Source organism: Allosphingosinicella sp. (genome assembly GCF_036402135.1).
Taxonomy (GTDB): Bacteria; Pseudomonadota; Alphaproteobacteria; order Sphingomonadales; family Sphingomonadaceae; genus Allosphingosinicella.
Map to the genome: position 1 here is coordinate 1 of NZ_DASWTN010000024.1, position 24,462 is coordinate 24,462.

Below are 24,462 nucleotides of genomic sequence, written 5' to 3' on the forward strand. Positions count from 1 at the left end.
TCCTGCTGTGCGGCGATTTCCGCCACTTCAGCATCGCTCGGCAGCGCCGGGATTTCATGAACCGCTGCGTCTTCGACGAAGCCGGCCGGGGCCTGCTCAGTCTCGATCGCCTTGTCGCCAAGCAATCCCGCCGGATAGGGAACGTCGGCCGGGCGAGCGACCTTGACGGCGTCCTTGACGATCAGCCAGCCGCCCTTGTGACCGGGCACGGAGCCCTTCACGAAGATGAGGCCGCGCTCAGCGTCGGTGCGAACGACTTCAAGATTCTGCTGGGTGCGGTTCTTCGCGCCCATGTGACCGGCCATCTTCTTGTTCTTGAAGACGCGGCCCGGATCCTGACGGTTACCGGTCGAGCCGTGGGCACGGTGCGAGACCGAGACGCCGTGGGTGGCACGCATACCGCCGAAGCCCCAGCGCTTCATGGCGCCGGCGAAACCCTTACCCTGGGTGCAGCCCTGGATGTCGACCAGCTGGCCGGCGACGAAATGGTCGGCGGTAAGCTCCGCGCCGACGTCAAGGAGCGCATCCTCGGCGACACGGAATTCGGCGACGCGGGCCTTCGGCTCCACCTCGGCCTTGCCGAAATGGCCGCGCTCCGGCTTCGTCAGGTTCTTGGCCTTGGCCGAACCCGCGCCGAGCTGCACGGCGGTATAGCCGTCGCGGTCAGCCTCACGGCGCGCAACGACCTGCAGATTTTCAAGCGCCAGAACGGTGACGGGCACGTGGCGGCCGTCGTCCTGGAACAGGCGGGTCATCCCCATTTTCTTCGCGATCACGCCAGTGCGCATGATCATGCTCCTCATACAGAGGCCCGCGAGACCAGTCCCGCGGGCGTGTTAGCCCCAAAAGAATGCGTGCCCCGCCTGGGCTAAATCCGCGCCAGAAGCGCGGGAGCGGGGGACGCAGCCCACGGGCAAGCCCGTGCGGTATCCCTATAATCTTCCACAAAGCGGACTTTGCGGCGGCTCCGAAGAACCTTGCTCCCCCTCTAAAAGGAGCGTCGCGCCAGCCCCTTAGGCCAGCTTGATCTCAACATCAACACCTGCAGCAAGGTCGAGCTTCATAAGCGCGTCGACCGTCTGCGGCGTCGGCTGCACGATGTCGAGCAGCCTCTTGTAGGTGCGCACCTCGAACTGCTCGCGCGACTTCTTGTCGACGTGGGGCGAGCGGTTGACGGTGAACTTCTCGATGCGCGTCGGCAGCGGAATGGGGCCGCGAATAAGAGCACCCGTGCGCCGAGCGGTGTCGGCAATGTCGCCAGTGGCCTGATCGAGCACACGATGATCGAACGCCTTCAGGCGAATCCGGATATTCTGCGTTTCCATAACCTGCTTACCGATGCGAAAGAGCCTGCCCCGAAGGACGAACCAAACAAAGCCATTCCGGAACCAGCGGCCCGGAGCGGCCAATAAACTCTACTAAAAGGCGAGCCGCGCGAATCTAACGACCCGCGCGGCTGACGGCCCTATATTACTTCGAGATCTCGCCGACAACCCCCGCGCCGACGGTCCGGCCGCCTTCGCGAATGGCGAAGCGCAGACCCTGGTCCATCGCGATCGGAGCGATCAGCTTCACGCCGAGCGTGACGTTGTCGCCGGGCATGACCATCTCGGTGCCTTCCGGCAGAACCACTTCGCCCGTCACGTCGGTCGTGCGGAAGTAGAACTGCGGACGGTAGTTGGCGAAGAACGGCGTGTGACGGCCGCCTTCGTCCTTCGAGAGGACGTAGACCTCAGCCTTGAAGTCGGTGTGCGGCGTGATCGAGCCGGGCTTGGCCAGAACCTGGCCACGCTCCACCTCTTCACGGCCGACGCCGCGGATCAGCGCGCCGATATTGTCGCCGGCGCGGCCCTCGTCGAGCAGCTTGCGGAACATCTCGACGCCGGTGACGACGGTCTTCTTGGTGTCCTTGATGCCAACGATTTCGACTTCCTCGCCGACCTTCACGATGCCGGTTTCGACACGGCCGGTGACGACGGTGCCGCGGCCCGAGATCGAGAACACGTCTTCGATCGGCATCAGGAACGGCTTGTCGAGCGGACGCTCCGGCTGCGGGATCCAGCTGTCGATCGCAGCCATCAGCTCGAGGATCGCCTTCTTGCCGATCTCTTCGTTGCTGTCCTCGAGCGCTGCAAGCGCCGAGCCGCGGATGATCGGAATGTCGTCGCCCGGGAAATCGCGCTTGGAAAGCTCTTCACGGATTTCGAGTTCGACGAGCTCGAGCAGCTCTTCGTCATCGACCTGGTCGACCTTGTTCAGGAAGACGACCATGGTGGGAACGCCGACCTGCTTAGCGAGCAGGATGTGCTCCTTCGTCTGCGGCATCGGACCGTCGGCGGCCGACACGACCAGGATCGCGCCGTCCATCTGAGCGGCGCCGGTGATCATGTTCTTCACATAGTCGGCGTGGCCCGGGCAATCGACGTGCGCGTAGTGACGGTCCTTCGTCTCATATTCGACGTGGGCGGTCGAGATGGTGATGCCGCGCTCACGCTCTTCCGGCGCCTTGTCGATGTTCTCGAAGTCGACCTTCTGCGACAGGCCCTCTTCGGCGAGGACCTTGGTGATCGCAGCGGTCAGCGAGGTCTTGCCATGGTCGACGTGACCGATGGTGCCGATGTTAACGTGCGGCTTCGTCCGCTCAAACTTAGCTTTCGCCATTTTCCCTTACCCTTCGTCTTTCCTAATTCAACTCACGCGCCGCCTGACCTCAGGCGAGCTTAGCTTTCACTTCATCCGCGACGTTTTGCGGGACTTCGTCGTAGTGCGAGAACTGCATCGTGTACTGAGCGCGGCCCTGCGTGAAGGAACGCAGCTCATTAACGTAGCCAAACATATTAGCAAGCGGCACCATCGCTTCGACGACCTGTGCATTGCCCCGGCTGTCCGTACCCTGGATCTGGCCGCGGCGGCTGTTGATGTCGCCAATGACGTCGCCAAGATAATCTTCCGGCGTCACGACTTCCACCTTCATGATCGGCTCGAGAAGCGTGATGCCGGCCTTCTGGGCGGCTTCACGCATCGCGCCGCGGGCGCAGATCTCGAACGCGAGCGCCGAAGAGTCGACGTCGTGATACTTGCCGTCGATGAGGTGCACTTCGAAGTCGATGATCGGGAAGCCGATCAGCGAACCGGTCTCGGCGGTCTCGCGCATGCCCTTTTCGACCGACGGGATATATTCGCGCGGAATGTTGCCGCCCTTGATCTCGTCGAAGAACTGGAAGCCCGAACCGCGCTCGCCCGGCTTCACCTGAACCTTCACTTCGCCGAACTGGCCGGAGCCGCCCGACTGCTTCTTGTGGGTGTAGGTGAGCTCGACCGGCTTCTTGAGGTACTCGCGATAAGCGACCTGCGGAGCGCCGACATTGGCGTCCACCTTGAACTCGCGCTTCATGCGATCGACGAGAATCTCGAGGTGGAGCTCGCCCATCCCCTTGATGATCGTCTGGCCCGATTCATGGTCGGTCGACACGCGGAACGAAGGATCCTCGGCGGCCAGGCGATTGAGGGCGATGCCCATCTTCTCCTGGTCGGCCTTGGTCTTCGGCTCGACGCTGAGCTCGATCACGGGATCCGGGAACTCCATCCGCTCCAGGATGATCGGAGCGTTCGGGGCGGACAGAGTGTCGCCCGTCGTGGTGTCCTTGAGGCCCGCGATGGCGACGATGTCGCCCGCATAAGCTTCGTCGATATCCTCACGGCTGTTCGCATGCATCAGAAGCATGCGGCCGATCTTTTCCTTCTTGTCCTTCACCGTGTTGAGAACGGTGCCCTTTTCGAGCTTGCCCGAATAGATGCGGGCGAAGGTAAGCGAGCCCACGAACGGATCGTTCATGATCTTGAAGGCGAGCGCGGAAAGCGGCGCGCCGTCGTCGGCCGGACGCGTATCCTGCGTCTCGCCGTCGAGCTTCACGCCTTCGACCGGCGGAATGTCGAGCGGGCTCGGCAGATAATCGACGACCGCGTCGAGGAGCGGCTGAACGCCCTTGTTCTTGAACGCCGAACCGCAGAGGACCGGAACGAACGAGAAGTTCAGCGTGCCCTTGCGGATGAGCTTCTTGAGGGTCGCCGCATCCGGCTCCTCACCGCCCAGATAGGCTTCCATGATGTCGTCGTCCTGCTCGACGGCCATCTCGATCAGCTCCATGCGGGCTGCCGCGGCGGCATCGGCGAGGTCGGCGGGGATGTCCTGATATTCGAACTTCGCGCCGAGGCTCTCTTCGAGCCAGATGATCGCACGGTTCTCGACCAGGTCGACGAGGCCCTTGAAGCCGCCTTCGATGCCGATCGGGAGATAGAGGACGGCCGGACGCGCGCCAAGGCGGTCCTTGATCATGCCGACGCACATTTCGAAGTTCGCGCCCGTGCGGTCGAGCTTGTTGACGAAGCACATCCGCGGGACCTTGTACTTCTCGGCCTGCCGCCAGACGGTTTCGGACTGCGGCTCGACGCCGGCAACGCCGTCGAAGCAGGCGACCGCGCCGTCGAGCACGCGCAGCGAACGTTCGACTTCAATGGTGAAGTCGACGTGGCCCGGCGTGTCGATGATGTTGATCCGGTGGTCATTCCAGAAACAGGTGGTGGCGGCGCTGGTGATCGTGATCCCGCGCTCCTGCTCCTGCTCCATCCAGTCCATGGTGGCGGTGCCTTCATGCACTTCGCCGATCTTGTAGGACTTGCCGGTATAATAAAGGATGCGCTCGGTCGTCGTCGTCTTGCCGGCGTCGATATGCGCCATGATGCCGATATTGCGATACTTTTCGAGCGGATGGCTGCGGGCCATGATCTTAAACTCCGATGTGGGGAAAGAGGCCCTGGCCCCTCCCCCACTATATAGGGACTGAAATTACCAGCGGTAGTGGGAGAAGGCCCGGTTCGCTTCCGCCATGCGGTGCGTGTCCTCGCGCTTCTTGACGGCGTTGCCGCGGTTGTTAGCCGCGTCCATCAGCTCGCCCGAAAGGCGGGCCGACATGGTGTTTTCCGAACGCGCACGCGCGGCCGAGATCAGCCAGCGGATGGCGAGCGCCTGGGCACGCTCCGGGCGCACCTCGACCGGAACCTGATAGGTCGCACCGCCGACGCGGCGGCTGCGGACCTCGATGCCCGGCTTGATGTTGTTGAGCGCGTCGTGGAACACGCCGAGCGGCTCCCGCTTCGCGCGCTGCTCGACCGTGTCGAGGGCGCCGTAGACGATGCCTTCGGCGGTCGACTTCTTGCCGTCGAGCATGACGGAGTTCATGAACTTCGAAAGGACGATATCCCCGAACTTCGGATCGGGAAGGATCTCGCGCTTCTCTGGGCGACGACGACGTGACATGTTCTTCTACCTTCTCTTGACTTCAGCCTGATGGTCGGATGCCCGACCGGCTTACTTCGGACGCTTGGCGCCGTACTTGGAGCGGGATTGCTTGCGGTCCTTGACACCCTGGGTGTCGAGCACGCCGCGGAGCACGTGATAGCGGACGCCCGGCAAGTCGCGCACACGGCCGCCGCGGATCAGCACCACCGAGTGCTCCTGGAGGTTGTGGCCTTCGCCGGGGATGTAGCTGATCACTTCGCGCTGGTTCGTCAGGCGGACCTTGGCCACCTTGCGGAGCGCGGAGTTCGGCTTCTTCGGGGTCGTCGTATAGACGCGGGTGCAGACGCCGCGCTTTTGCGGGTTCTGCTCCATCGCAGGGACCTTTGACTTGGCCTTCTGCGGCTCGCGACCCTTGCGGATCAGCTGGTTAATCGTCGGCATGAAGCCCTTCACTCCAATCAAGTTACTTTACTGTCACGCAAAATGCGCAAAAACCCTGGCGGCCATATTGGCCTCCGGGCCCTTGCGATCGCACAGCAATGTTCAAGCTCTTGCCTGCTCCAGGGACGCAGCGGTCCCGCAGGCGAGGCGGCCTATAGCGGCGAGTCCTATTTGGGTCAACGGGGGGAATTCGCAATTAGGTACCTAAGCTTTACAGATTTTATCTATTCTGCTTCTCATTCGAGATGGCAGTTCTCTAAAGTGCGCAGGCAAATGGCTGACTGCCGTTGCCGCCATGTTTCAACAAGGCGTACTATGAACTTCGACTCTCAACTGCGCCGCTATTTCGGCAACACGGATCTCACTTCGCTGCCTGCCGAGGCGCTAAACGCGGGCATCGAACGGATGCAGTCGATCTGGGGCTGGAGCGGGACCGCAGCCGCCGCTTCGCCTCTGGACGTTGTTCCACACGTTCGGCGCGGCGCCAGATCTCGCCGTAGCGTTCGAGGATGCGGCAGATCGCGACGCTGTCCGCACTTTTATGGAACTGGCGGAGCGGTCGGATGATCCAGCACGCTGAGGATTATCAGCCTAAGCCACTGTTGCTGCCGGCGCCAATCTTTGGAACAGTATACTTATGACTGAATGGAAATATTGCCCCAAATGCGAAGGCGAGATGGCGGACGGCTACACTGTCGATCAGGGTTACGGCACGGCCTCGGTCCCTACTTGGCGTGAAGGCGAACCGCGGAAGAGCATCTGGGTTGGCCTGAAGCTCGGCGGCACCACGCCCATCGAGATCACCACCTGGCGCTGCCGCCGCTGCGGCTATCTCGAAAGCTACGCGCCGGGCGCTTAGGCATGTCGGTCCGCCTGCTCCTCCTCTCCATAGCCGCTGGCATCCTCCTCGCGCTCCTGTCCTCCGCCGCCCCCGGCCGCGCCCAGGCGACCTATTCGGAAATCATGGGATGCGAGACCCGCTGCGAAGTTGCCGCTGCCGGATGGCCCGCGCCTTATCTCGTCGATTATCCCGGAATCTCGGTGGTGGGCTCTGCCAATTTGTCCGGCGGCCTTCTTGGCGAGGACAAGTTCCGGCTTTTGCCCTTCCTGCTGACCGCCCTGTTCTGGATTGCACTGGCCGCCGCTGCATTCTTCTGGCGGCGCGGAAAAGGAACGGCGCGCTAGGCTGCCCTCCTTTGCCGAATAAAAAGGGACGGCCGCAAAGGACCGCCCCTCTTCAGGTGGAAGTCCGGATTAACGGCGCTGATCGAGCAGCTGCCGGTTCACGCTCTGCGCAAGGGCGCGCGAGCCTGTGGTGGCGTTGCACTGGGCGGCGCTGCCTGCACGGCCGAGCACGGCCGCGCTGACGCCGCAGACATTGGCGGCGATGCCGACCGGCACCTGCACGGTGATCGGAACATTGAGATTGTTCAGCGCCGCGATCTGCGTGTCGTTGAGGAAGTTGTTCAGGATCGAAACGTCCGTCACGGTGACATTGACGAGTCCGCCCTGCTGGGTGAGCTGGGCCGAAGCCGGAATGGCGACGGCCGCCATCGATGCCGCGGCAGCAGCCGCGACGAGTGTACGCTTAAACATCAACTTTACTCCTGAAAGGCCGCCTGCTGATCTTCTGGTCATCAGACACGGGCGGCATTGCACGCCTCATTTAAGGCGAACGACAACAACGCCCCAGGTTCAGGATCGGCCGTTCAGTAAGGGTAGAGCGAAGACTAAGCGGGCCCGGCCGTAACCAAGTAGATGACATTGAAGATGTTTTCGGCGCACTCCTGCCGGAACGGAGCCGAAGCCTGCCCGTTGTCCGCCTCGCCCAAACGCGACTGGGAGAGGGATAATGAAAATGAGGATCTTGATGGCTTCGGCCGCGGCGCTCGCGCTTGCGGCCTGCGGCGGCAACAATGAAAGCGAAGGCGGCGCGAACATCACCGCCGAAGACAATATGATCATGCCTGCCGACAACGGCTCCATGAACGCGTCGGCGGGCGCTGAGGCGGGCGTGCCGCAGAATGGCCAGGAGTATGCGACGATGGTCGGCGGCAGCGACATGTACGAGATCGAAAGCTCCCGCCTCGCGCAGGAAAAGGCGCAGCGGCAGGAGATCAAGGATCTCGCGCAGATGATCGTCACCGATCACGAGAAATCGACGGCCGATCTCAAGACCGCGGCGCAGCAGGCTCAGCCCGCCATTACCGTAACGCCGCAGATGACGCCGGAGCAGCAGGCGAACCTGCAGGCGCTCCGCTCGGCGAACGGCGCCCAGTTCGATCAGGCCTATCTGCAGCAGCAGCTGGCGGCGCATCAGAAGGCGCTTCAGATCGTCCAGGGCTATGCGCAAAACGGCGACGTGGCGTCGCTGAAGCAGCATGCGCAGACAGTGTCCGGCCCGATTCAGCGACACCTGGAGCGCGCGCAGCAGCTCCAGCAGGGCGGCGGCGCGAGCCAGTAACTTCCACGAGTTCAGGAGGGAGAAGGGCAGGCGTCCGCGCCTGCCCTTTTTCGTTGCGAGCGCGGAGGAGCGCCTTATTGTCCGCGCAACTCTCATCGGGGACCTCCATGCGCGCACTTCTCCTTGCCTCAAGCTTCCTCCTTGCCACTGCCGTTTCCGCTGAGACAGTCGTCGTCACTGCCGACCGAATGGTGGACGTGCTTGCAGGCCGCGTGGTCGAACAGCCGGTGGTGGTCATCACTGACGGCCGCATTGCATCCGTCGTTTCGCAAGGCAGCGTGCGGCCAATGATCCCCGAAGGAGCGCGGCGCATCGATCTTCCCGGCAAGACGATCCTTCCCGGCCTCATCGATATGCATGTCCATCTCGACGGGAACCCGCGCTACGGCGGCTATACGGGGCTTCAGTTCACCGACCAGTTCTGGACGGTGCAGGGCGTCGGCAATGCCCGTGACATGCTGCGTGCGGGCTTCACCACCGTCCGCAACGTCGGCTCCGACAATTATTCCGACGTCGCCTACAAGCAGGCGGTGGACGAAGGGCTGATGGAAGGTCCGCGCATCGTTCCAGCCGCTTATCCCATTGGCGCGACCGGCGGCCATTGCGACAGCACCTACCTGCCGCCTTCCTTCGCGGCCAAGGGCAAGGCGGTCGGCGACGGCCCGCAGGAACTCCGCACCCGCGTCCGCGAGCAGCGCAAGTACGGCGCCGAGGTAATCAAGGTCTGCGCGACCGGCGGCGTATTCTCCCGCAACACCGAGCCCGGTCAGCAACAGCTCTCCGAGGACGAACTTCGCGCCATCGCCGACGAGGCGCATCAATGGGGCCTGAAAGTCGCCGCCCATGCCCATGGCGCGGCGGGCATCAAGGCCGCGATCCGCGCCGGCATCGACACGATCGAACATGCCAGCCTCGTCGACGCGGAGGGCATTCGCCTCGCCGCCGCGCGCAAGCAGCCGGTCTGGTTCGCAATGGACATCTTCAACACCGAATATACGCAGTCCGAGGGGCGGAAGAACGGCGTCCTTGAGGACAATCTCCGCAAGGACCGCGAGATCGCCCAGATCCAGCGCGACAATTTCCGCGCCGCCCACCGCGCAGGCGTGAAGATGGTGTTCGCGACCGACGCCGGCGTGATGCCGCACGGCACAGCGGCCGGCCAGTTCAGGACAATGGTCGACTATGGCATGACGCCGATGGAGGCGATCCAGGCCGCCACCCGCAACGCCGCCGAAGCGCTCGGGCGTGAGAAGGACGTCGGCGCCATCGCCACCGGCCGCTACGGCGACATCATCGCGGTGGACGGCGATCCGCTCGCGGACGTTCGCGCGCTCGAGGATGTCGAGGTCGTCATCAAGGGCGGCACGGTGGTGAAGCAGGACTGATGCCGCTCGACTTCGCGCGCATCTACGCCGACTTCCACGGTGCGGTGAACATGACCCCCGCCGAACTCGACGACTGGCTGGAAACCCCGGAAAGCCTCCGCGTCGGCCAGAAGAAGGACGGCGGCGAATCCGTCGGCCACGCCTCCGGCCGCTACATCGTGAAGCTCCTCCGCACGAAGAAGTCTGCCCTCAACGAGGACGATTACCTCCACATGCGGAAAGTCGTCGGCTACGTCCGCCGCCACCGCGCGCAGGAGCCCCAGAATATGGTCACCTCCCGCTGGCGCTACAGCCTCATGAACTGGGGCCACGATCCGTTGAAGTAGCTGGCATTAAGTCTACTCCTTTTTGCTCCGTCAGCTCCATGAAGGTCCGCGCGGCGTCGCGGTCCGCTGGGTCTTCGAAGGCGACGTCGAGGTCCGGCGCGGCGCCCAGCATGTGGAGCAACGCCCAAAGCGCGAAGCGGCGGTTCCGGTCCTGCTCAAGCCCGAGATCGACCTGCATCCGCTCTACGCCCGCGGAGAGTGCCTCGGCGAGGAGAGACGTAAGGTCCGAGGTGCCGAAATAGCGGCGGAGCTGGTCGTCTAAATCCACTTAGTAATGCAGCGCCCTTCCGTAAGCGTCGAGGACGCTTTCGTGCATCATTTCGCTCAATGTCGGGTGCGGGAAGACGGTGTGCATCAGGTCTTCCTCGGTCGTCTCCAGCTGGCGGGCTATGGCGTAGCCCTGGATCAGTTCGGTGACTTCGGCGCCGACCATGTGGGCACCGAGCAGCTCGCCGGTCGCCTCGTCGAATACGGTTTTGATGAAGCCTTCCGCTTCGCCGAGCGCGATCGCCTTGCCGTTGCCGATGAAAGGGAATTTGCCAGTTTTGACCTTCCGGCCCTGCTCCTTCGCCTTGGCTTCGGTGAGGCCGACGCTTGCGACCTGCGGGCGGGAATAAGTGCAGCCGGGGATGTTCCAGGTTTCGAACGGGTGCGGCTTCTTACCGGCAATGGCTTCGACGCATACGACGCCTTCGTGGCTCGCCTTGTGCGCCAGCCAGGGCGGGCCGGTGACGTCGCCGATGGCGTAGACGCCTTCGACATTGGTGCGGCCGTAGCCGTCGGTGACGATGTGGCCGCGCTCCGTTTTCACGCCGAGCGCTTCAAGGCCGATATTTTCCGTGTTCGGCACGATGCCAATGGCGACGATGCAGTGGGAGAATTCCTCCACGCTGCCACCTTTTAGGGTTGCCTTCACGCCCTTCGCGCTAGTCTCGAGCTTCTCGACGCCGGATGAGGTCAGGATCTTCATGCCCTGTTTGGTGAGCGCCTTGTGCATGAAGGCGCTGATCTCTTCGTCCTCGACGGGGAGGATACGGTCCAGCATTTCGACGATAGTGACCTCGGCGCCCATGTCCGAATAGAAGCTGGCGAATTCGACGCCGATCGCGCCGGAGCCGATGACGAGCAATTTCGTCGGCATCTCCTTCGGCACCATGGCATGGCGGTAGGTCCAGATGCGCTCCCCGTCGGCCTTCGCGAAGGGCAGATCGCGGGCGCGGGCGCCGGTGGCGATGATGATGTGCTTCGCCTGGAGTTCCTTGTCGCCGACTTGGAGCTTGCCCTTGCCGGTGAGTTTCCCCTCGCCTTCGACAACGGTGACCTTGTTCTTCTTCATGAGGCCTTTGACGCCCATGTTGAGCTGTCCGGCCACCTTGCGGCTGCGGTCGACGATAGCGGCGAGGTCGAAGCTCACCTTTTCCGCACTGAGGCCATAGGCGGAGGCGTGGGTCAGATAATGGTTGATCTCGGACGTGCGGAGCAGGGCCTTGGTCGGGATGCAGCCCCAGTTGAGGCAGATACCGCCAAGCTTCTCGCGCTCGACGATGGCGCATTTCAGCCCCAGCTGCGACGCGCGGATCGCGGCGACATAGCCGCCGGGCCCGGAGCCGAGGACGATGAGGTCGTAAGTATCAGCCACATTTTGCTCCGATTTCGTGCCTTAGCGGCTGTGCCATTCGAAGAAGATCCAGAAGATCACGGTCGCCCCGACGAACAGCGGGATCGAGAAGAGGAGGCCCGGCGAGCCCTCCAGCGGGCTGATCGTGCCGACCGACGCGGCCGAACTCATCCAGGCGCCGGTCGGACCTCCGAACACCATCGGCACCGCCACCGCGATGATGAAGCCGATGAGGAGGGCCTTCAGGAGGTCCATGTCAGGCCAGCATAGCCAGTGGGTTTTCGACGAGACGCTTGATGGCCTGCATCAGGCGGGCGCCGTCGGCGCCATCGATGGCGCGGTGATCGAAACTGCCGGTGGCGTTCATCACCGTTGCGATCTGCAGGCTGTCATTGACGACATAGGGGCGCTTCTCGCCCGCGCCGATCGCCATGATCATCGCCTGCGGCGGATTGATGACCGCGTCGAACTGCTTGATGCCGTACATGCCCATGTTGCTGAGCGAGGCGGTGCCGCCCTGATATTCGTGCGGCTGGAGCTTGCCTTCGCGGGCGCGCTCGGCGAGTTCCTTCATCTCGGCGGCGATCACCGACACCGGCTTTGAGTCCGCACCGACGATGATCGGGGTAATGAGGCCGTTCGGGATCGACACGGCGACGGAGATGTCGGCCCGGCTATATTTCAGGAGCTGGTCGCCGGAGATCGACACGTTGCATTCCGGCACTTCGATAAGCGCGGCGGCAAGGGCCTTGATGAGTAGGTCGTTGACGCTGAGCTTCACGCCGCGCGCCTCGAGCCCCTTGTTGAGCTCGCCGCGGAGCTTCAGCAGCGCGTCGAGCTGAATATCGACGGTGAGGTAGATGTGCGGAATCGTCTGCTTCGCCTCGGTGAGGCGGCGGGCGATCGTCTTCCGCATGTTGGAAAGCTTGACCACCTCGTGCGGGATGTCGGTTTCGACGGTGGCCGGTGTGGCTGCCGGCGCCGCAGCGGGCGCTGCAGCAGGAGCAGCCGCAGGCTTGGCGCCGCCAGTGGCTCCGTCGATGTCGGCTTTAACGATGCGGCCGCCGGGGCCGGAGCCCTGGAGGGCTGAGAGGTCGACACCCTTCTGCTCGGCGAGGCGGCGGGCGAGCGGGCTTGCCTTGACGCGGTCGCCGCTGTCGGCGCGCGGCTGCGGTGCGGGCGTGGCGGCCACGACCTGCTTGTCCTCGGCCGGATTGGCGCCATAGCCCCTCACCTCGGGTTCCGGAGTGGGGGCCTTGTCGGTGGCGGGCTGGCCGGCGCCGGTTTCGCCGCCATCCTTTGCGACCGGTTCCTTGGCGGCAGTGGGCGCGGATGCGGCGGCGCCTGCCTCTTCGCCCTCACCCGCGATCAGTGCGATCACGGTGCCGACTTTCACTTCGTCCGTACCCTCGGCGACGAGTATCTTGGCGACGGTGCCTTCATCCACCGCCTCGAACTCCATTGTCGCCTTGTCGGTCTCGATCTCAGCCAGGATGTCGCCCGAGGCGACGGTGTCGCCTTCCTTCACCAGCCATTTGGCGAGCGTGCCTTCCTCCATCGTCGGAGAGAGGGCGGGCATCTTGAGTTCGATGGGCATGGGGCTTCCCTGTATTCTTCAGCCCGTCCAAACAGCAAATGAGGGGCACGGGTCAAGCCTGTCCGAGCGGCCGTCCGAGACCGGCCGAAGGGGTGAGGCTTGCGCGTCCGGACGGATTGGCGCACCAATCGCCGCAACAGGGGGCGGGACATGCGGGCTTATCTGGTGGTGGTCGACGAGACGCAAGAGGCGAAGGCCGCGCTCCGCTTCGCAGCGCGCCGCGCCGCGGGCACCGGCGGCACGGTCGAGATATTGTCGATCATCCCGCAGCAGGACTTCGTCGAATGGGGCGGCGTTCAGGCGGCGATCGAAGAGGAAGCGAAGCTAAGAGCGGAAGCCGCGGTGCTGGAGGCGTCGGGCGCGATCGTCGAGGAAGCGGGCATTCGGCCGTCCATCACCGTTAAGCAAGGTGACATGGTGAAGGCGGTGAACGAGCTGCTGAATGAGCGGGAGAATATCGCTGCGCTGGTGCTTGGCGCCGCGGCGGAGGGAAATCCGGGGCCGCTCGTCTCGCATTTCACGGCGGCCGCCGGAAGCCTCCCCTGCCCGCTGATGATCGTGCCGGGGCATCTCAGCGACGAGGCGCTGGACCGGTTAAGCTAGACGGCTGGCGATCTTTTCGATGAGGGCGACGCAGCCCCTCACATCTTCCTCGTCGAAGCGCGCGGGGCTTGGGCTGTCGAGGTCGAGCACGCCGAGCAACTGCCCCTGATGCACGATCGGCACGACAAGCTCCGAAGCCGAGGCGCTGTCGCAGGCGATGTGGCCGGGGAAGGCGTGGACGTCCTCGATGCACTGCACCTGGCGCGTCTGCGCGGCGGTGCCGCAGACGCCTTTGCCGAATGGGATGCGGATGCAGGCGGCCTTGCCCTGAAACGGGCCGAGCACAAGCTCGCCGCCGACATTACGGTAGAAGCCGGCCCAATTCAGGTCCGGAAGCCCCTCCCAGAGCAAAGCGGAGATATTGGCCATATTGGCGATCGCGTCCGGCTCCCCGGCGGTCAGTGCGTCCGCTGCTTCGATGAGCTGGCGATAAAGCTCGGCCTTGTCGGCCGCTTCGATCTTGAATTCGTACATCCTAGTCCACCCTGACTTTGCCGCGCGCCGCCTTGACGCTGCCGCGCTGCTTTTTCGAGTCCACCCTCTTCGCCTTTGCGGCGCGGCTGGGCTTGGTCTTGATCCTCTTTTCCGGGCGGATGTGGGCCTTGGCGATCAATTCCGCCAGCCTTTCCCGCGCATCTTCGCGGTTCGCCTCCTGCGTGCGGAAGCTTCGAGCGGTGATCACGATCTCACCGCCGCTCGTCATGCGGCTGCCGGCAAGCGACTTCAGCCGCTGATAGACGGGCGGCGCGAGGCCGAGCTTGAACACGTCGCAGCGAAGCTGGCAGGCGGTCGCAACCTTGTTGACGTTCTGGCCGCCTGGGCCGCTGGAGGCGATGAAGCTTTCGGAAAGCGCCTCCTCAGGGACTTCAAAGTGCGACATCGCCGAAGCCCGCATTGATGAAGGTTGGCGGCAAGGGCGCAGTTGCTTCGATGGGCTCCTTGCCCGCGCGCTCCAGCCGCAGCGACAAAGCGTGGAGGAGCATAGGCCCCCTGCCCTGCCCGTAGACGGGATCGCCGGAAATCGGAAAGCCGAGGCCTTCCGCGGCGTGGACGCGGAGTTGGTGGGTGCGGCCGGTTTCCGGCGTGAAAACGATCACCGCCCGCTTGTCCTTCACCGCCGCCTTCCGCCAGTGGCTGACCGAGGGCTTGCCCTTAGGATCAGGGACGATCCGCCAGCCGTCCCGCGCGGTCGAGGTCTTGCCGAGCGGAATGTCGATCCGTCCTTCCCCTGCTTCGGGTACCCCGTCGACGACAGCTACATAGGTCTTAACGACCTCGCCGCCTTCAAACGCACGCTGAAAGCGCTTGTGCGCCTTGGGGTTGCGGGCGAGGAGGAGGCAGCCGGACGTGTCGCGGTCCAGCCGGTGGACGGGCAGCGGCTCCCGCTGAAAGCCGAAGCGGAAATGTTGGAGATAATCTTCCAGACTCTCCGGAGTCTTAGAACCCGGATGCACGGCGAGACCTGCCGGCTTGTCGATGACGATCGCCTCGCCGTCGATGAAGAGAACGTACTTTTCCCACATGCTTCCGCTCTGCCTTAACTGTGGCGGATGCGCAACGAACCGCACTTTTCCAAGAGAGTCAGACCTTTAACAAGTAATTAACCTTTTAACTTCATTTATTGCCGCGTTAACGAAGGTTACCGGCTTGTCCATGTGGGCGAGAGCGGGGCGAAGAGAAGGGGGTAGACTCTCATGCGTGTACTGCTGATCGAAGACGAGCCGACGACCGCGAAGAGCATCGAGCTGATGCTGACCACCGAAGGCTTCAACGTCTATACGACCGACCTCGGCGAAGAGGGCTTGGATCTCGGCAAGCTCTACGATTACGACATCATCTGCCTCGACCTCAACCTGCCGGACATGCACGGCTATGACGTGCTGAAGAAGCTCCGCGCGGCCAAGGTCGGCACTCCGGTCCTCATCCTTTCCGGCATCGGCGAGATGGATTCGAAGGTCCGTGCGCTCGGCTTCGGCGCCGACGATTACGTGACCAAGCCCTTCCACCGCGACGAGCTGGTCGCCCGCATCCATGCGGTCGTCCGCCGCTCGAAGGGCCACAGCCAGAGCGTGATCCGCACCGGCAAGCTGGCCGTGAACCTCGACGCCAAGACGGTCGAAGTGGACGGCGCCCGCGTGCACCTGACCGGCAAAGAATATGCGATGCTGGAGCTCTTGTCGCTTCGTAAGTCGACGACGCTCACCAAGGAAATGTTCCTGAACCACCTCTATGGCGGCATGGACGAGCCCGAACTCAAGATCATTGACGTGTTCATCTGCAAGCTTCGCAAGAAGCTGTCGTCGGCCTGTGGTGGCGAGAATTATATCGAGACCGTCTGGGGCCGCGGCTATGTGCTGCGCGATCCGGAAGATATGGAGCAAGCCCAAGTCGCCTGAAAGGGTGACCGCGAGGAATAGAAAAGCCGGCGGGGCCTCCTCCGCCGGCTTTTTTGCACCTAAAGCGCGCCTCGTGCATTGTGCCTTTGGCGGCAGTTGATGCCGGAGGCGAAACGAGCGGGTGAATGGCGGCCAGGGGCGCATTTGACGAATTGTGGGGGACGAGCCGCGGGCGGAAGACGCGCGACGGTTTCGAGCTGCTCGGCGCCTGGATCGGCGACACCAGCGAAGCCGACCTCGACCGGCGCCAGCAGGCCGCCGAAGCTGCGTTCCGGACGTTAGGCATCACCTTCAACGTTTACGGCGACGATGAGGCGGCCGAGCGCATCATCCCGTTCGACATCATCCCGCGCATCTTCACGGCAGCGGAATGGGCACGGCTTTCTGAGGGGCTGGAGCAGCGCGTCCGCGCGATCAACGCCTTCATCGACGACGTTTATGGCGAGCGGAAGATCATCCGCGATGGCGTGCTTCCCGCCGACCTGGTCCTCGCCAATCCGGGCTTCTGCGTTCATGTCGCAGGCGCGAAGCCGCCGCACGGCGTTTATGCCCACATTTGCGGCATCGACCTGGTTCGGACCGGGCCGGACGAATTTTTCGTGCTGGAGGACAATGCGCGGACGCCGTCGGGCGTATCCTACATGCTCGAGAACAGGGAGGCGATGCTTCGGCTTTGCCCGGAGCTGTTCGACGCCTTTCCGGTGCGGCCGGTTGACACCTATCCCGACCTGCTCCGCGACACACTGTTTTCGGTGGCGCCCAAGGGGGCGCGCAATCCGGTCTGCGTGCTGCTGACGCCCGGCCACTATAACAGCGCTTTCTACGAACACAGTTTTCTTGCCGACAATATGGGCATCGAACTGGTCGAGGGCCGCGATCTGGAAGTGGACGACGACGTCGTCTGGATGCGCACCATCGAGGGGCGGGTGCGGGTGGACGTGATCTACCGCCGCGTCGACGATGCCTTCCTCGACCCGCTGATGTTCCGGCGGGATTCGGTGCTCGGCGTTCCGGGGCTGATGGCCGCCTATCTCGCCGGCAACGTCGCGATCGTGAACGCGCCCGGCACCGGTATTGCCGACGACAAGGCGATCTATTCCTACATGCCGGAGATCGTCCGTTATTATTCGGGCGAGGATGCGAAGCTTCCCAATGTCGAGACCTTCCGCTGCCGTGAGCCGGAGGGGCTGCAATATGTGCTCGACCATATGGAAGAGCTGGTGGTGAAGCTGGTGGACGGGTCGGGCGGCTACGGCATGCTGGTGGGGCCGACCGCCACGGCGGCGGAGATTGAGCATTTCCGGAGCGCCGTGAAGGCGGAGCCGCACCGCTATATTGCGCAGCCGACGCTGTCGCTTTCCACCGTGCCGACGGTGACGGAAAAGGGCATCGTGCCGCGGCATGTGGATTTCCGGCCATTCGTGCTGACCGGCGCCAAGGGCATCAATATCGTTCCCGGCGGCCTCACCCGCGTTGCCCTACGCGAAGGGTCGCTGGTGGTGAATTCGAGCCAGGGCGGCGGGACGAAGGACAGCTTCATCCTCGCCGCGCCTCAGGAAGGCGAGGCCTGATGCTGTCGCGCACCGCATCCAACCTCTACTGGATCGGCCGCTACATGGAGCGAGCGGAGTTCACGACGCGGCTGATCGAAGCGACGATCAGGCTTAATTCGCTTTCGATGAAAGCGCGTGCCGACCAGGCGTGGAAGAGCGCGCTTGCGGTGGTGGGAGAGACGGACGGATTTGCGCGAACGGGCGAGAATCCCACCGCCTTCAACGTCAGCCGTTACCTCAGCCTAGCCGAGGAGAATCCCAACTCCGTCCGCGCCTGCCTCGGTTTGGCGCGGGACAATGCCCGGGCGGCGCGGAACAGCCTTTCGCGAGAGGGCTGGGAGGCGATCAACCGCGCCTGGCTGACGCTCCGCGGCCGTGCCAGCCCCGGCGGCGCGCAGGCGGCGCTCAATATGGTCGAAGGCGTTAAGGCCGAGACTTTGGGCTTCGAAGGCGCAGTGGCGCGAATGCTTCGGAGCGAAGGCTATTGGTTCCTGCGCCTCGGCTCAGTTATCGAACGGGCCGACAACACGGCGCGCCTGCTCGACGTAAAATATTATATCCTGCTTCCGGAGGGCGAGCCGGTGGGTGGAACCTTGGACCGCGACCAGTGGACGACGATCCTTCACACCGTGTCGGCCCGCACGGCCTATCGCCACCTCTACACGGATGCGCTGAAGCCTTGGCTGGTCGCCGACATGCTGATCTTCCGCCGCGAGCTTCCGCGCTCGCTCGCCGCCGCAGCCGCCGAGGCTGTCGATCTGCTTACCGCAATTGGCGAGGCGACCGGGCGGCAGGGCCAGGCGGACCGGCTCGCCCGCGACCGGGAACGGAAGCTTCAGGAGACCGATATCCGAACCGTGTTTCAAGGCGGGCTTCACCAATATCTGCAGCGCTTCATTCGTGAGAATGCCGCGGTCGATCGCGCCATCGCCGCGCAGTTCAGGTTCGGCTGATGCGGCTTTCCGTCCAATATCGCACCAGCTACCGCTACAGCGAGCCTGCGCGGCGCGTGATCCAGCTCCTCCGCCTGACGCCGCACAGCTTCCGCGGGCAGAATGTGCTCGACTGGCGGATCGACCTCGGCGTCGATGCGCGGCTGCGCGAAAGCCGGGACGGCTACGGCAACATCATCCACATGCTTTATATCGACAAGCCGCTGACCGAGTTGACGGTCACCGTGTCCGGCAAGGTGCTGACCGAGGACCGGGCGGGCGTGGTCGACGGGCTCCCGGGCGATTTGCCGCCGGAAGTGTTCCTGCGGCCGACCCGGCTGACGGAAGGCGGGAAGCCGCTGCAGGATTTCGCGGCGGCGCTGGAGGCTGAGGGTGGTACGCGGCTGGAGCGGCTTCATCGCCTCACCTCCACCATCAAAAGCAGGATGAGTTTCGACACCGGCAAGACAGTGCCGGATACGACCGCACTTGAAGCGTTCGATGCCGGCCACGGGGTCTGCCAGGATTTCGCGCATATCTTTATCGCCGTGGCGCGGCTCAGTCGCATTCCGGCGCGCTATGTGTCGGGCCATCTCTTCCGCCGCGACGGCAAAGTGATCCAGGAAGCGGCGCATGCCTGGGCGGAGGCGTGGGTCGAAAATCTGGGTTGGGTTGCGTTCGATCCGACCAACGGCATCTCCGCCGACGACGCCTATATCCGTATTGCGGCGGGGCTCGATTATCGCGATGCGGCGCCGTTCGCTGGGGCGAGGCGCGGCGGCGGCAATGAAGAGCTTTCTGTCGACGTGCAGGTTCGTCTAGCAAGGACCCAGTCGCAATCGCAGTCGCAAAGCTAGGAGCCCGGCACGCGTGACTTATTGTATCGGCTTCCTCCTCGACGAGGGCCTGATCATGATGGCAGATACCCGCACCAATGCGGGCGTCGACAATTTCTCGTCGTTCAAGAAGCTGCATACGCTGGTGGATACGGCCGACCGGCAGATCTTCGCCTGCACGTCGGGCAGCCTGTCGATGAGCCAGGCGGTGATCAGCCTGCTCCGAGAGGGGCTTCCATCATCAGGCGACGTCGACATGGTGCGAACGCTGTCGGGCGCGGCGACGATGTTCAGGGCGGCGCAATTGGTTGGCGAGGCGGTGCAGATTGCGAGCCGGACGGTGGGCGCGGCGCTGGCGTCGGTGAATATCGGCAGCTCGGTGTCGCTGCTGCTCGGCGGCCGCATCGGCAAGGCGCCCCCTGCCCTCTACCTCGTCTATTCGGCGGGCAATTTCATCGAGTGCAAGACGGAAGTTCCGTTCCTGCAGATCGGCGAGACGAAATACGGCAAGCCGATCCTCGACCGCCGCGTCCGCATGGAAACGCCGCTCGACGAGGCGGTGAAGGTGGGCTTCCTGTCTTACGACAGCGCCATGCGCTCCAACCTGGGCGTGTCGCGGCCGATCGACGTGCTGGTGATGCCGCGCGACAAGAAACGCCCGCTCATCCAGGTGCGGGTCGAAGAGGATGACGAATATTTCAACGCCCTGTCGCGGGAATGGGCGGCTTTGCTCAGCGAAGCAACGCAGCGCATCCCGAACCCTCCCTTCATGGCTGAGCCTGAATGACGAGCCTGAAGGAGGCTTACGACGCGCTCCGGGCCTACGGCCTCGACCTCCCCGAAGCGGTGGAGGAGATGCCCTGGGGTCATTCGGCGCTGAAGGTCAGAGGCAGGAGCTTCGTCTTTCTCAATCTGGAGGAAGACCGGCTGAGCCTGTCCATGAAGCTGCCGGTAAGCCGTGACTTTGCCTTGATCTTCGATTTTACAGAACCGACCGGCTACGGACTTGGGCGAAGCGGCTGGGTCACGTCGAGCTTCGCGAAGGGTGACGAGATCGACCTCGACCTGATGAAGCGATGGATCGTGGAAAGCTACCGCGCCTTCGCGCCGAAGAAATTATCGAAGCTGCTGCCGGCCGAGGATTAAGAGGAGAGCGGCAGCTCGCGCTGTTCGGGCTCGAAGCGGTGCCAGCCGTTGGGGCCCAGCCGCTCCAGCGGGCGGAAGCGCGCTTTGTAGGACATGCGCGGCGAATCCTCGACCCAATAGCCGAGATAGACATAAGGAAGCCCCGCCTTTGCGGCGCGGGTGATGTGATCGAGGATGATGTAGGTGCCGAGGCCGGGGCGCTTGGCATTGTCCGGATCGAAGAAGCTGTAGATCATCGACAGGCCGTCGCCCTGCTGATCGGTGAGGCAGGCGCCTACAAGCTTGCCGGGGCGGCCGTTTTCCGACGGCTCGCGATATTCGATGAGGTAGGTTTTGACCGGGCTCTGCTCGACCATGTCGGCAAAGTCGTTTTCGTCCATGTCGACCATGCCGCCGCCGGGGTGCCGCGCGCTGAGGTAGCGGCGGAGGAGCGCATATTGCTCCTCGGTCGTCCAAGGCTTGCAGGCGGTGACTTCAAGATCGGCATGGCGGCGAAGGGTGCGGCGCTGCGAGGCGTTCGGCTCGAACTCGGTCGCAACGACGCGGACCGAGATGCAGGCGGCGCAGTCGAGGCAGCTCGGCCGGTAGGCGACGCCCTGGCTGCGGCGGAAGCCGATCCGCCCCAGCGCATCGTTGAGCTCGCTCGCATGCTGCCCGGTAAGCTCGGTGAAGACCTTCCGCTCGGTCTTGCCCAATATGTACGGGCAAGGCGCGGGCGTCGTCACGAAGAAGCGGGGAAAGCGGAAGGGTGCGCTCAACGGTTACTCCGAGACGGAAAAGCAACTGCTGCCATAACGAACTTTACGCCCGTCGGTGCCGCGAAAGGAAGAGCGGGACGCGACGAAATGCTCGGCTTTCGGCGAACCGTGCCACGCTGGCACAGATTCTAGTGGATATCCACGGGATGGACGTTGAAGCCATCGGCTTTGAGCGCCTCCGTCAGGCGCTCAAGGTGCGCCGCGTCGCGGGCCTCGCATTCGATGTCGATGAAGGTGTCCTTGGCGGGCAGCGGCGTGAAGATCCGCTGGTGGTAGATTTCGACGATGTTCACCTGATGAAGGTCGAACTGCTTCACGACCGCGAAGAGCGCGCCGGGGCGGTCCTGAAGCTGGATGCGGAGCCGGGCCATCCGGCCTGAGCGGGCGAGGTCGCGCAGCAGCACGGTCGCGAGGAGGCGCGTATCGATATTGCCGCCGGTGACGATGAGACCGACCTTGCGGCCGCGGAAGCGTTCCGGATGGGCGAGAAGAGCTGCGAGACCTGCGCCGCCCGCCCCTTCCGCCACCGTCTTCTCAATCTGGACGAGGAGGCTGACGGCGCTTTCCATATCACGTTCGGACACGAGCAGGATCTCGTCGACCAAGCTGCGGATGATCGCGGCGGTCGCCTTGGCCGGCGCCTTGACGGCAATCCCCTCGGCAATCGTGTCGCCGGCCGACGGCAGCGTTTTGCCGGTGATCTCGCAATACATGGACGGGTAGAGTTCGGCCTGGACACCGACGAGGTCGATATCCGGCTTGAGCGCCTTGGCCGCCGTGCCGACGCCGGAGATGAGGCCGCCGCCGCCGATCGGCACGACGAGCGTTTCGATTTCCGGCGCGTCGGCGAGCATTTCGAGGCCGACCGTGCCCTGCCCGGCCATGATATCCGGATCGTCGAACGGGTGCACGAAGGTGAGCTGCCGCGCCTCCGCCAGCTCAAGCGCATGGGCATAGGCTTCGTCGTAAAGCTCGCCGTGGAGCACGACTTCGGCGCCGTGCCCTTCCGTCTGCATGACCTTTATGGTCGGGGTCGAACGCGGCATCACGATCATGGCCGGGACGCCGAGCCGCTTCGCGTGATAAGCGACCGCCTGCGCATGGTTGCCGGCCGAGGAAGCGATGACGCCGCGCCCCCGCTTCGCCTCGTCCATTAGCAGCAATTTGTTGAGCGCGCCGCGTTCCTTATAGGCGGCTGTAAACTGGAGGTTTTCGAATTTCACCCAGACCGTGGCGCCGGTAAGCTCCGACAAGGTGCGGCTGAGGAGCGTCGGCGTCCGCACGACCGCGCCTTCGATCCGGCGTGCGGCGGCTTCGATATCGGCGAATGTGACGGGGTCGTCTGAGCGGGCCATGAGGGCCGCTATCCCACTGGCGCGGCCGCTAAACAAGCCTTATGCCCGCGGCATTCCGATCAGAAGGCTTTTGGAAGATGAAGAAGTTTCTGGCCGCGCTTGCGGCTCTGTTGCTTGCCCCCGCAGCGCTCGCCGACGTCCATGTGGACAATGTGAACGGCTATACGATTGGCGAGGGCGGGCGCCTGATCCGCTTCAACGGCATATTGATCGACAATGCGGGGAAGGTGAAGCAGCTGCTGCAGCGCGGCGAGCGGCTTGCCGGGCGTGCCGACTATCGCATCGACGGACGCGGCCGGACCCTAATTCCCGGTCTGTTCGACGCGCACGGCCATGTGATGGGCCTCGGCATGGGCGCGATCCAGCTCGACCTCAGCGACACCAATTCGCTGCAGGAGGCGCAGGCGAAGATCGCGGCTTATGCAGCCGCCAATCCTTCGCCGCGCTGGATCATCGGCCGCGGCTGGAACCAGGAGAAATGGGGCCTCGGCCGCTTCCCGACCGCAGCCGACATCGACGCCGTGGTCCGCGACCGCCCGGTCTGGCTGGAGCGCGTCGACGGCCATGCCGGATGGGCGAACAGCATCGCCATGCAGGAAGCGGGTGTCACTGCCGCGTCGGTTTCGCCAGCGGGCGGCAAGATCGAGAAGACCGGCAACCAGCCCAATGGGATCTTCATCGATGCCGCATCCACGCTGGTGCAGAAGGCGGTGCCGGCGACACTCCCACGCACGCGGGACCAAGCGCTTCAGCGGGCGCAGGAGATATTGCTTTCAAACGGGCTCACGGCCGTTGCCGACATGGGGACGAGTGCCGAGGAGTGGCTCGTGCTTCGGCGTGCAGGAGACGAAGGGCGGCTAAATGTGCGCGTCCTTTCCTATGCCTCCGGCGTCGAAAACCTACTCGAAGTCGCCGGCACGCATCAGACGCCCTGGCTCTACGACAATCGGCTCCGCATGGTCGGCGTCAAACTCTATGCCGACGGCGCTCTTGGATCGCGCGGTGCGTTCCTGAAGCAGCCCTACAAGGATTCTCCGAAGGAGCGCGGCCTTGCCTTCCTAAGCGACGCGACGCTCAAGAACCTGATGGTGCGGGCGGCGATGGACGGCTTTCAGGTGGCGGTGCACGCGATCGGCGATGCCGCCAATGCGCAGGTGCTGGAGGGGATCGAGGAGCTTTCGGACACCTATAAGGGCGACCGGCGTTGGCGGATCGAGCATGCGCAGATCGTCGATCCGGCCGATCTTCCCCGCTTCGCGCGGAACGGCATTATCGCGTCGATGCAGCCGGTCCACCAGACCAGCGACTGGCGCATGGCCGAAGCGCGGATGGGCGCTGAGCGGCTGCGCGGCGCCTATGCCTGGGCGACTATGGCGCAGAACCGGGTGCCGCTCGCCTTCGGATCCGACTTCCCGGTGGAGTCGCCGAACCCGTTCCACGGCCTTGCCGTTGCGATCAGCCGCGTCGATCCGCAGGGCCAGCCGGCGGGCGGCTGGATGCCGGAGCAGCGCGTGTCGCTGACGCAGGCTTTCTCCGCCTTCACCCGCGATGCGGCTTATGCCGCCTTTGCCGAGGACCGACTGGGGTCGCTGGAACGCGGACGCATGGCCGATTTCATCATCATCGACCGCGACATCTTCAACAATGCGACGCCGGAGCAGATCAGGGGCACGCAGGTGCTGGAGACCTATCTCGGCGGACGGCGGGTGTGGCAGCGCGGAAGCCCCAGCTCCTCCGGCCGCTAAGCTAGGTT

At 64.0% G+C, this 24,462-nt stretch carries 29 protein-coding genes; 13 read left to right on the forward strand and 16 right to left on the reverse strand.

Features of this window, described 5'->3' with window-relative positions; genetic code table 11:
* From rplC to rpsL, 6 genes are all read right to left on the reverse strand, one after another.
* Positions 1 to 788, reverse strand: a 788-nt coding sequence (gene rplC / locus VGD10_RS06570; protein WP_331040007.1) for a 50S ribosomal protein L3, incomplete at its 3' end; no start/stop codon positions are given.
* A gap of 225 nt (positions 789 to 1,013) precedes the next feature.
* Entirely contained in the window at positions 1,014 to 1,325 is a 312-nt protein-coding gene (gene rpsJ / locus VGD10_RS06575) for a 30S ribosomal protein S10 (protein WP_028969184.1), read from the reverse strand.
* Between the two features lie 145 nt (positions 1,326 to 1,470).
* Positions 1,471 to 2,661: an elongation factor Tu gene (gene tuf / locus VGD10_RS06580; protein WP_331040008.1), complete on the reverse strand. Its 1,191-nt coding sequence runs from the start codon at positions 2,659 to 2,661 to the stop codon at positions 1,471 to 1,473.
* A 49-nt stretch (positions 2,662 to 2,710) separates the two neighbouring features.
* A complete protein-coding gene (fusA, locus tag VGD10_RS06585; protein WP_331040009.1) occupies positions 2,711 to 4,783 on the reverse strand; it encodes an elongation factor G in 2,073 nt (690 codons plus the stop codon).
* A gap of 63 nt (positions 4,784 to 4,846) precedes the next feature.
* Positions 4,847 to 5,317, reverse strand: coding sequence for a 30S ribosomal protein S7 (gene rpsG / locus VGD10_RS06590; RefSeq protein ID WP_331040010.1), 471 nt, complete (start codon positions 5,315 to 5,317; stop codon positions 4,847 to 4,849).
* Between the two features lie 51 nt (positions 5,318 to 5,368).
* Complete coding sequence (gene rpsL / locus VGD10_RS06595) at positions 5,369 to 5,740, reverse strand: 30S ribosomal protein S12 (RefSeq protein WP_147044308.1); 372 nt, start codon at positions 5,738 to 5,740, stop codon at positions 5,369 to 5,371.
* Between the two features lie 637 nt (positions 5,741 to 6,377).
* On the opposite strand from rpsL, the gene VGD10_RS06605 reads away from it, so the two are divergent.
* Both VGD10_RS06605 and VGD10_RS06610 read left to right on the forward strand, forming a co-directional pair.
* Positions 6,378 to 6,599 (forward strand): PF20097 family protein, encoded by a 222-nt coding sequence (locus VGD10_RS06605; protein WP_331040011.1) that lies wholly within the window; start codon positions 6,378 to 6,380, stop codon positions 6,597 to 6,599.
* Positions 6,600 to 6,601: 2 nt separating this feature from the next.
* Entirely contained in the window at positions 6,602 to 6,925 is a 324-nt protein-coding gene (locus VGD10_RS06610; RefSeq protein ID WP_331040012.1) for a hypothetical protein, read from the forward strand.
* Positions 6,926 to 6,994: 69 nt separating this feature from the next.
* Here the strand turns inward: VGD10_RS06610 and VGD10_RS06615 are convergent, their stop codons facing one another.
* Positions 6,995 to 7,336: a hypothetical protein gene (locus VGD10_RS06615; RefSeq protein WP_331040013.1), complete on the reverse strand. Its 342-nt coding sequence runs from the start codon at positions 7,334 to 7,336 to the stop codon at positions 6,995 to 6,997.
* 256 nt (positions 7,337 to 7,592) lie between these two features.
* Between VGD10_RS06615 and VGD10_RS06620 the strand changes: the two genes are divergently transcribed.
* From VGD10_RS06620 to VGD10_RS06630, 3 genes are all read left to right on the forward strand, one after another.
* Entirely contained in the window at positions 7,593 to 8,204 is a 612-nt protein-coding gene (locus tag VGD10_RS06620; protein ID WP_331040014.1) for a DUF4142 domain-containing protein, read from the forward strand.
* A gap of 107 nt (positions 8,205 to 8,311) precedes the next feature.
* Entirely contained in the window at positions 8,312 to 9,589 is a 1,278-nt protein-coding gene (locus VGD10_RS06625) for a metal-dependent hydrolase family protein (protein WP_331040015.1), read from the forward strand.
* On the forward strand, positions 9,589 to 9,915 hold the full coding sequence (locus VGD10_RS06630) for a DUF3140 domain-containing protein (RefSeq protein WP_331040016.1): 327 nt from the start codon (positions 9,589 to 9,591) through the stop codon (positions 9,913 to 9,915). Before VGD10_RS06625 ends, VGD10_RS06630 begins: the two co-directional genes overlap by 1 nt.
* Here the strand turns inward: VGD10_RS06630 and VGD10_RS06635 are convergent.
* From VGD10_RS06635 to VGD10_RS06650, 4 genes are read right to left on the reverse strand one after another with little or no spacing between them, the layout of a single operon-like run.
* Positions 9,884 to 10,183, reverse strand: a complete 300-nt coding sequence (locus tag VGD10_RS06635) for a hypothetical protein (RefSeq protein ID WP_331040017.1) — start codon at positions 10,181 to 10,183, stop codon at positions 9,884 to 9,886. The two genes, VGD10_RS06630 and VGD10_RS06635, sit on opposite strands and share 32 nt — an antisense overlap.
* Positions 10,184 to 11,554 carry a dihydrolipoyl dehydrogenase gene (lpdA, locus tag VGD10_RS06640; protein WP_331040018.1) on the reverse strand — a complete coding sequence of 457 codons (1,371 nt, stop codon included), beginning with the start codon at positions 11,552 to 11,554 and terminating at the stop codon, positions 10,184 to 10,186.
* 21 nt (positions 11,555 to 11,575) lie between these two features.
* Complete coding sequence (locus VGD10_RS06645) at positions 11,576 to 11,788, reverse strand: hypothetical protein (RefSeq protein ID WP_331040019.1); 213 nt, start codon at positions 11,786 to 11,788, stop codon at positions 11,576 to 11,578.
* A 1-nt stretch (position 11,789) separates the two neighbouring features.
* Positions 11,790 to 13,130, reverse strand: a complete 1,341-nt coding sequence (locus VGD10_RS06650) for a pyruvate dehydrogenase complex dihydrolipoamide acetyltransferase (RefSeq protein WP_331040020.1) — start codon at positions 13,128 to 13,130, stop codon at positions 11,790 to 11,792.
* 150 nt (positions 13,131 to 13,280) lie between these two features.
* On the opposite strand from VGD10_RS06650, the gene VGD10_RS06655 reads away from it, so the two are divergent.
* Positions 13,281 to 13,733, forward strand: a complete 453-nt coding sequence (locus VGD10_RS06655) for a universal stress protein (RefSeq protein ID WP_331040105.1) — start codon at positions 13,281 to 13,283, stop codon at positions 13,731 to 13,733.
* Here the strand turns inward: VGD10_RS06655 and VGD10_RS06660 are convergent.
* The 3 genes from VGD10_RS06660 to VGD10_RS06670 are packed head-to-tail and all read right to left on the reverse strand — an operon-like array spanning position 13,725 to position 15,256.
* Positions 13,725 to 14,207 (reverse strand): GAF domain-containing protein, encoded by a 483-nt coding sequence (locus VGD10_RS06660; RefSeq protein ID WP_331040021.1) that lies wholly within the window; start codon positions 14,205 to 14,207, stop codon positions 13,725 to 13,727. The two genes, VGD10_RS06655 and VGD10_RS06660, sit on opposite strands and share 9 nt — an antisense overlap.
* 1 nt (position 14,208) lies before the next feature.
* On the reverse strand, positions 14,209 to 14,613 hold the full coding sequence (arfB, locus tag VGD10_RS06665; protein ID WP_331040022.1) for an alternative ribosome rescue aminoacyl-tRNA hydrolase ArfB: 405 nt from the start codon (positions 14,611 to 14,613) through the stop codon (positions 14,209 to 14,211).
* Positions 14,600 to 15,256, reverse strand: a complete 657-nt coding sequence (locus VGD10_RS06670; RefSeq protein ID WP_331040023.1) for an RluA family pseudouridine synthase — start codon at positions 15,254 to 15,256, stop codon at positions 14,600 to 14,602. Before VGD10_RS06670 ends, arfB begins: the two co-directional genes overlap by 14 nt.
* Before the next feature lie 171 nt (positions 15,257 to 15,427).
* On the opposite strand from VGD10_RS06670, the gene ctrA reads away from it, so the two are divergent.
* The 6 genes from ctrA (at position 15,428) to VGD10_RS06700 (ending at position 20,596) form a co-directional block, all read left to right on the forward strand.
* On the forward strand, positions 15,428 to 16,129 hold the full coding sequence (gene ctrA / locus VGD10_RS06675; protein WP_331040024.1) for a response regulator transcription factor CtrA: 702 nt from the start codon (positions 15,428 to 15,430) through the stop codon (positions 16,127 to 16,129).
* A gap of 125 nt (positions 16,130 to 16,254) precedes the next feature.
* A complete protein-coding gene (locus VGD10_RS06680; protein ID WP_331040025.1) occupies positions 16,255 to 17,700 on the forward strand; it encodes a circularly permuted type 2 ATP-grasp protein in 1,446 nt (481 codons plus the stop codon).
* Entirely contained in the window at positions 17,700 to 18,635 is a 936-nt protein-coding gene (locus VGD10_RS06685; protein WP_331040026.1) for an alpha-E domain-containing protein, read from the forward strand. Before VGD10_RS06680 ends, VGD10_RS06685 begins: the two co-directional genes overlap by 1 nt.
* A complete protein-coding gene (locus tag VGD10_RS06690; protein WP_331040027.1) occupies positions 18,635 to 19,471 on the forward strand; it encodes a transglutaminase family protein in 837 nt (278 codons plus the stop codon). The genes VGD10_RS06685 and VGD10_RS06690 overlap by 1 nt, the downstream gene beginning before the upstream one ends.
* Positions 19,472 to 19,484: 13 nt before the next feature.
* Complete coding sequence (locus VGD10_RS06695; protein ID WP_331040028.1) at positions 19,485 to 20,237, forward strand: peptidase; 753 nt, start codon at positions 19,485 to 19,487, stop codon at positions 20,235 to 20,237.
* A complete protein-coding gene (locus tag VGD10_RS06700; RefSeq protein ID WP_331040029.1) occupies positions 20,234 to 20,596 on the forward strand; it encodes an MmcQ/YjbR family DNA-binding protein in 363 nt (120 codons plus the stop codon). The genes VGD10_RS06695 and VGD10_RS06700 overlap by 4 nt, the downstream gene beginning before the upstream one ends.
* Here VGD10_RS06700 and VGD10_RS06705 read toward each other — a convergent pair.
* Both VGD10_RS06705 and VGD10_RS06710 read right to left on the reverse strand, forming a co-directional pair.
* Complete coding sequence (locus tag VGD10_RS06705; RefSeq protein ID WP_331040030.1) at positions 20,593 to 21,354, reverse strand: arginyltransferase; 762 nt, start codon at positions 21,352 to 21,354, stop codon at positions 20,593 to 20,595. The two genes, VGD10_RS06700 and VGD10_RS06705, sit on opposite strands and share 4 nt — an antisense overlap.
* 128 nt (positions 21,355 to 21,482) lie before the next feature.
* Complete coding sequence (locus VGD10_RS06710) at positions 21,483 to 22,709, reverse strand: threonine ammonia-lyase (protein WP_331040031.1); 1,227 nt, start codon at positions 22,707 to 22,709, stop codon at positions 21,483 to 21,485.
* 77 nt (positions 22,710 to 22,786) lie between these two features.
* Here VGD10_RS06710 and VGD10_RS06715 point away from each other — a divergent pair, with 77 nt between their 5' ends.
* Complete coding sequence (locus VGD10_RS06715) at positions 22,787 to 24,454, forward strand: amidohydrolase (protein ID WP_331040032.1); 1,668 nt, start codon at positions 22,787 to 22,789, stop codon at positions 24,452 to 24,454.
* Positions 24,455 to 24,462: the final 8 nt, after the last annotated feature.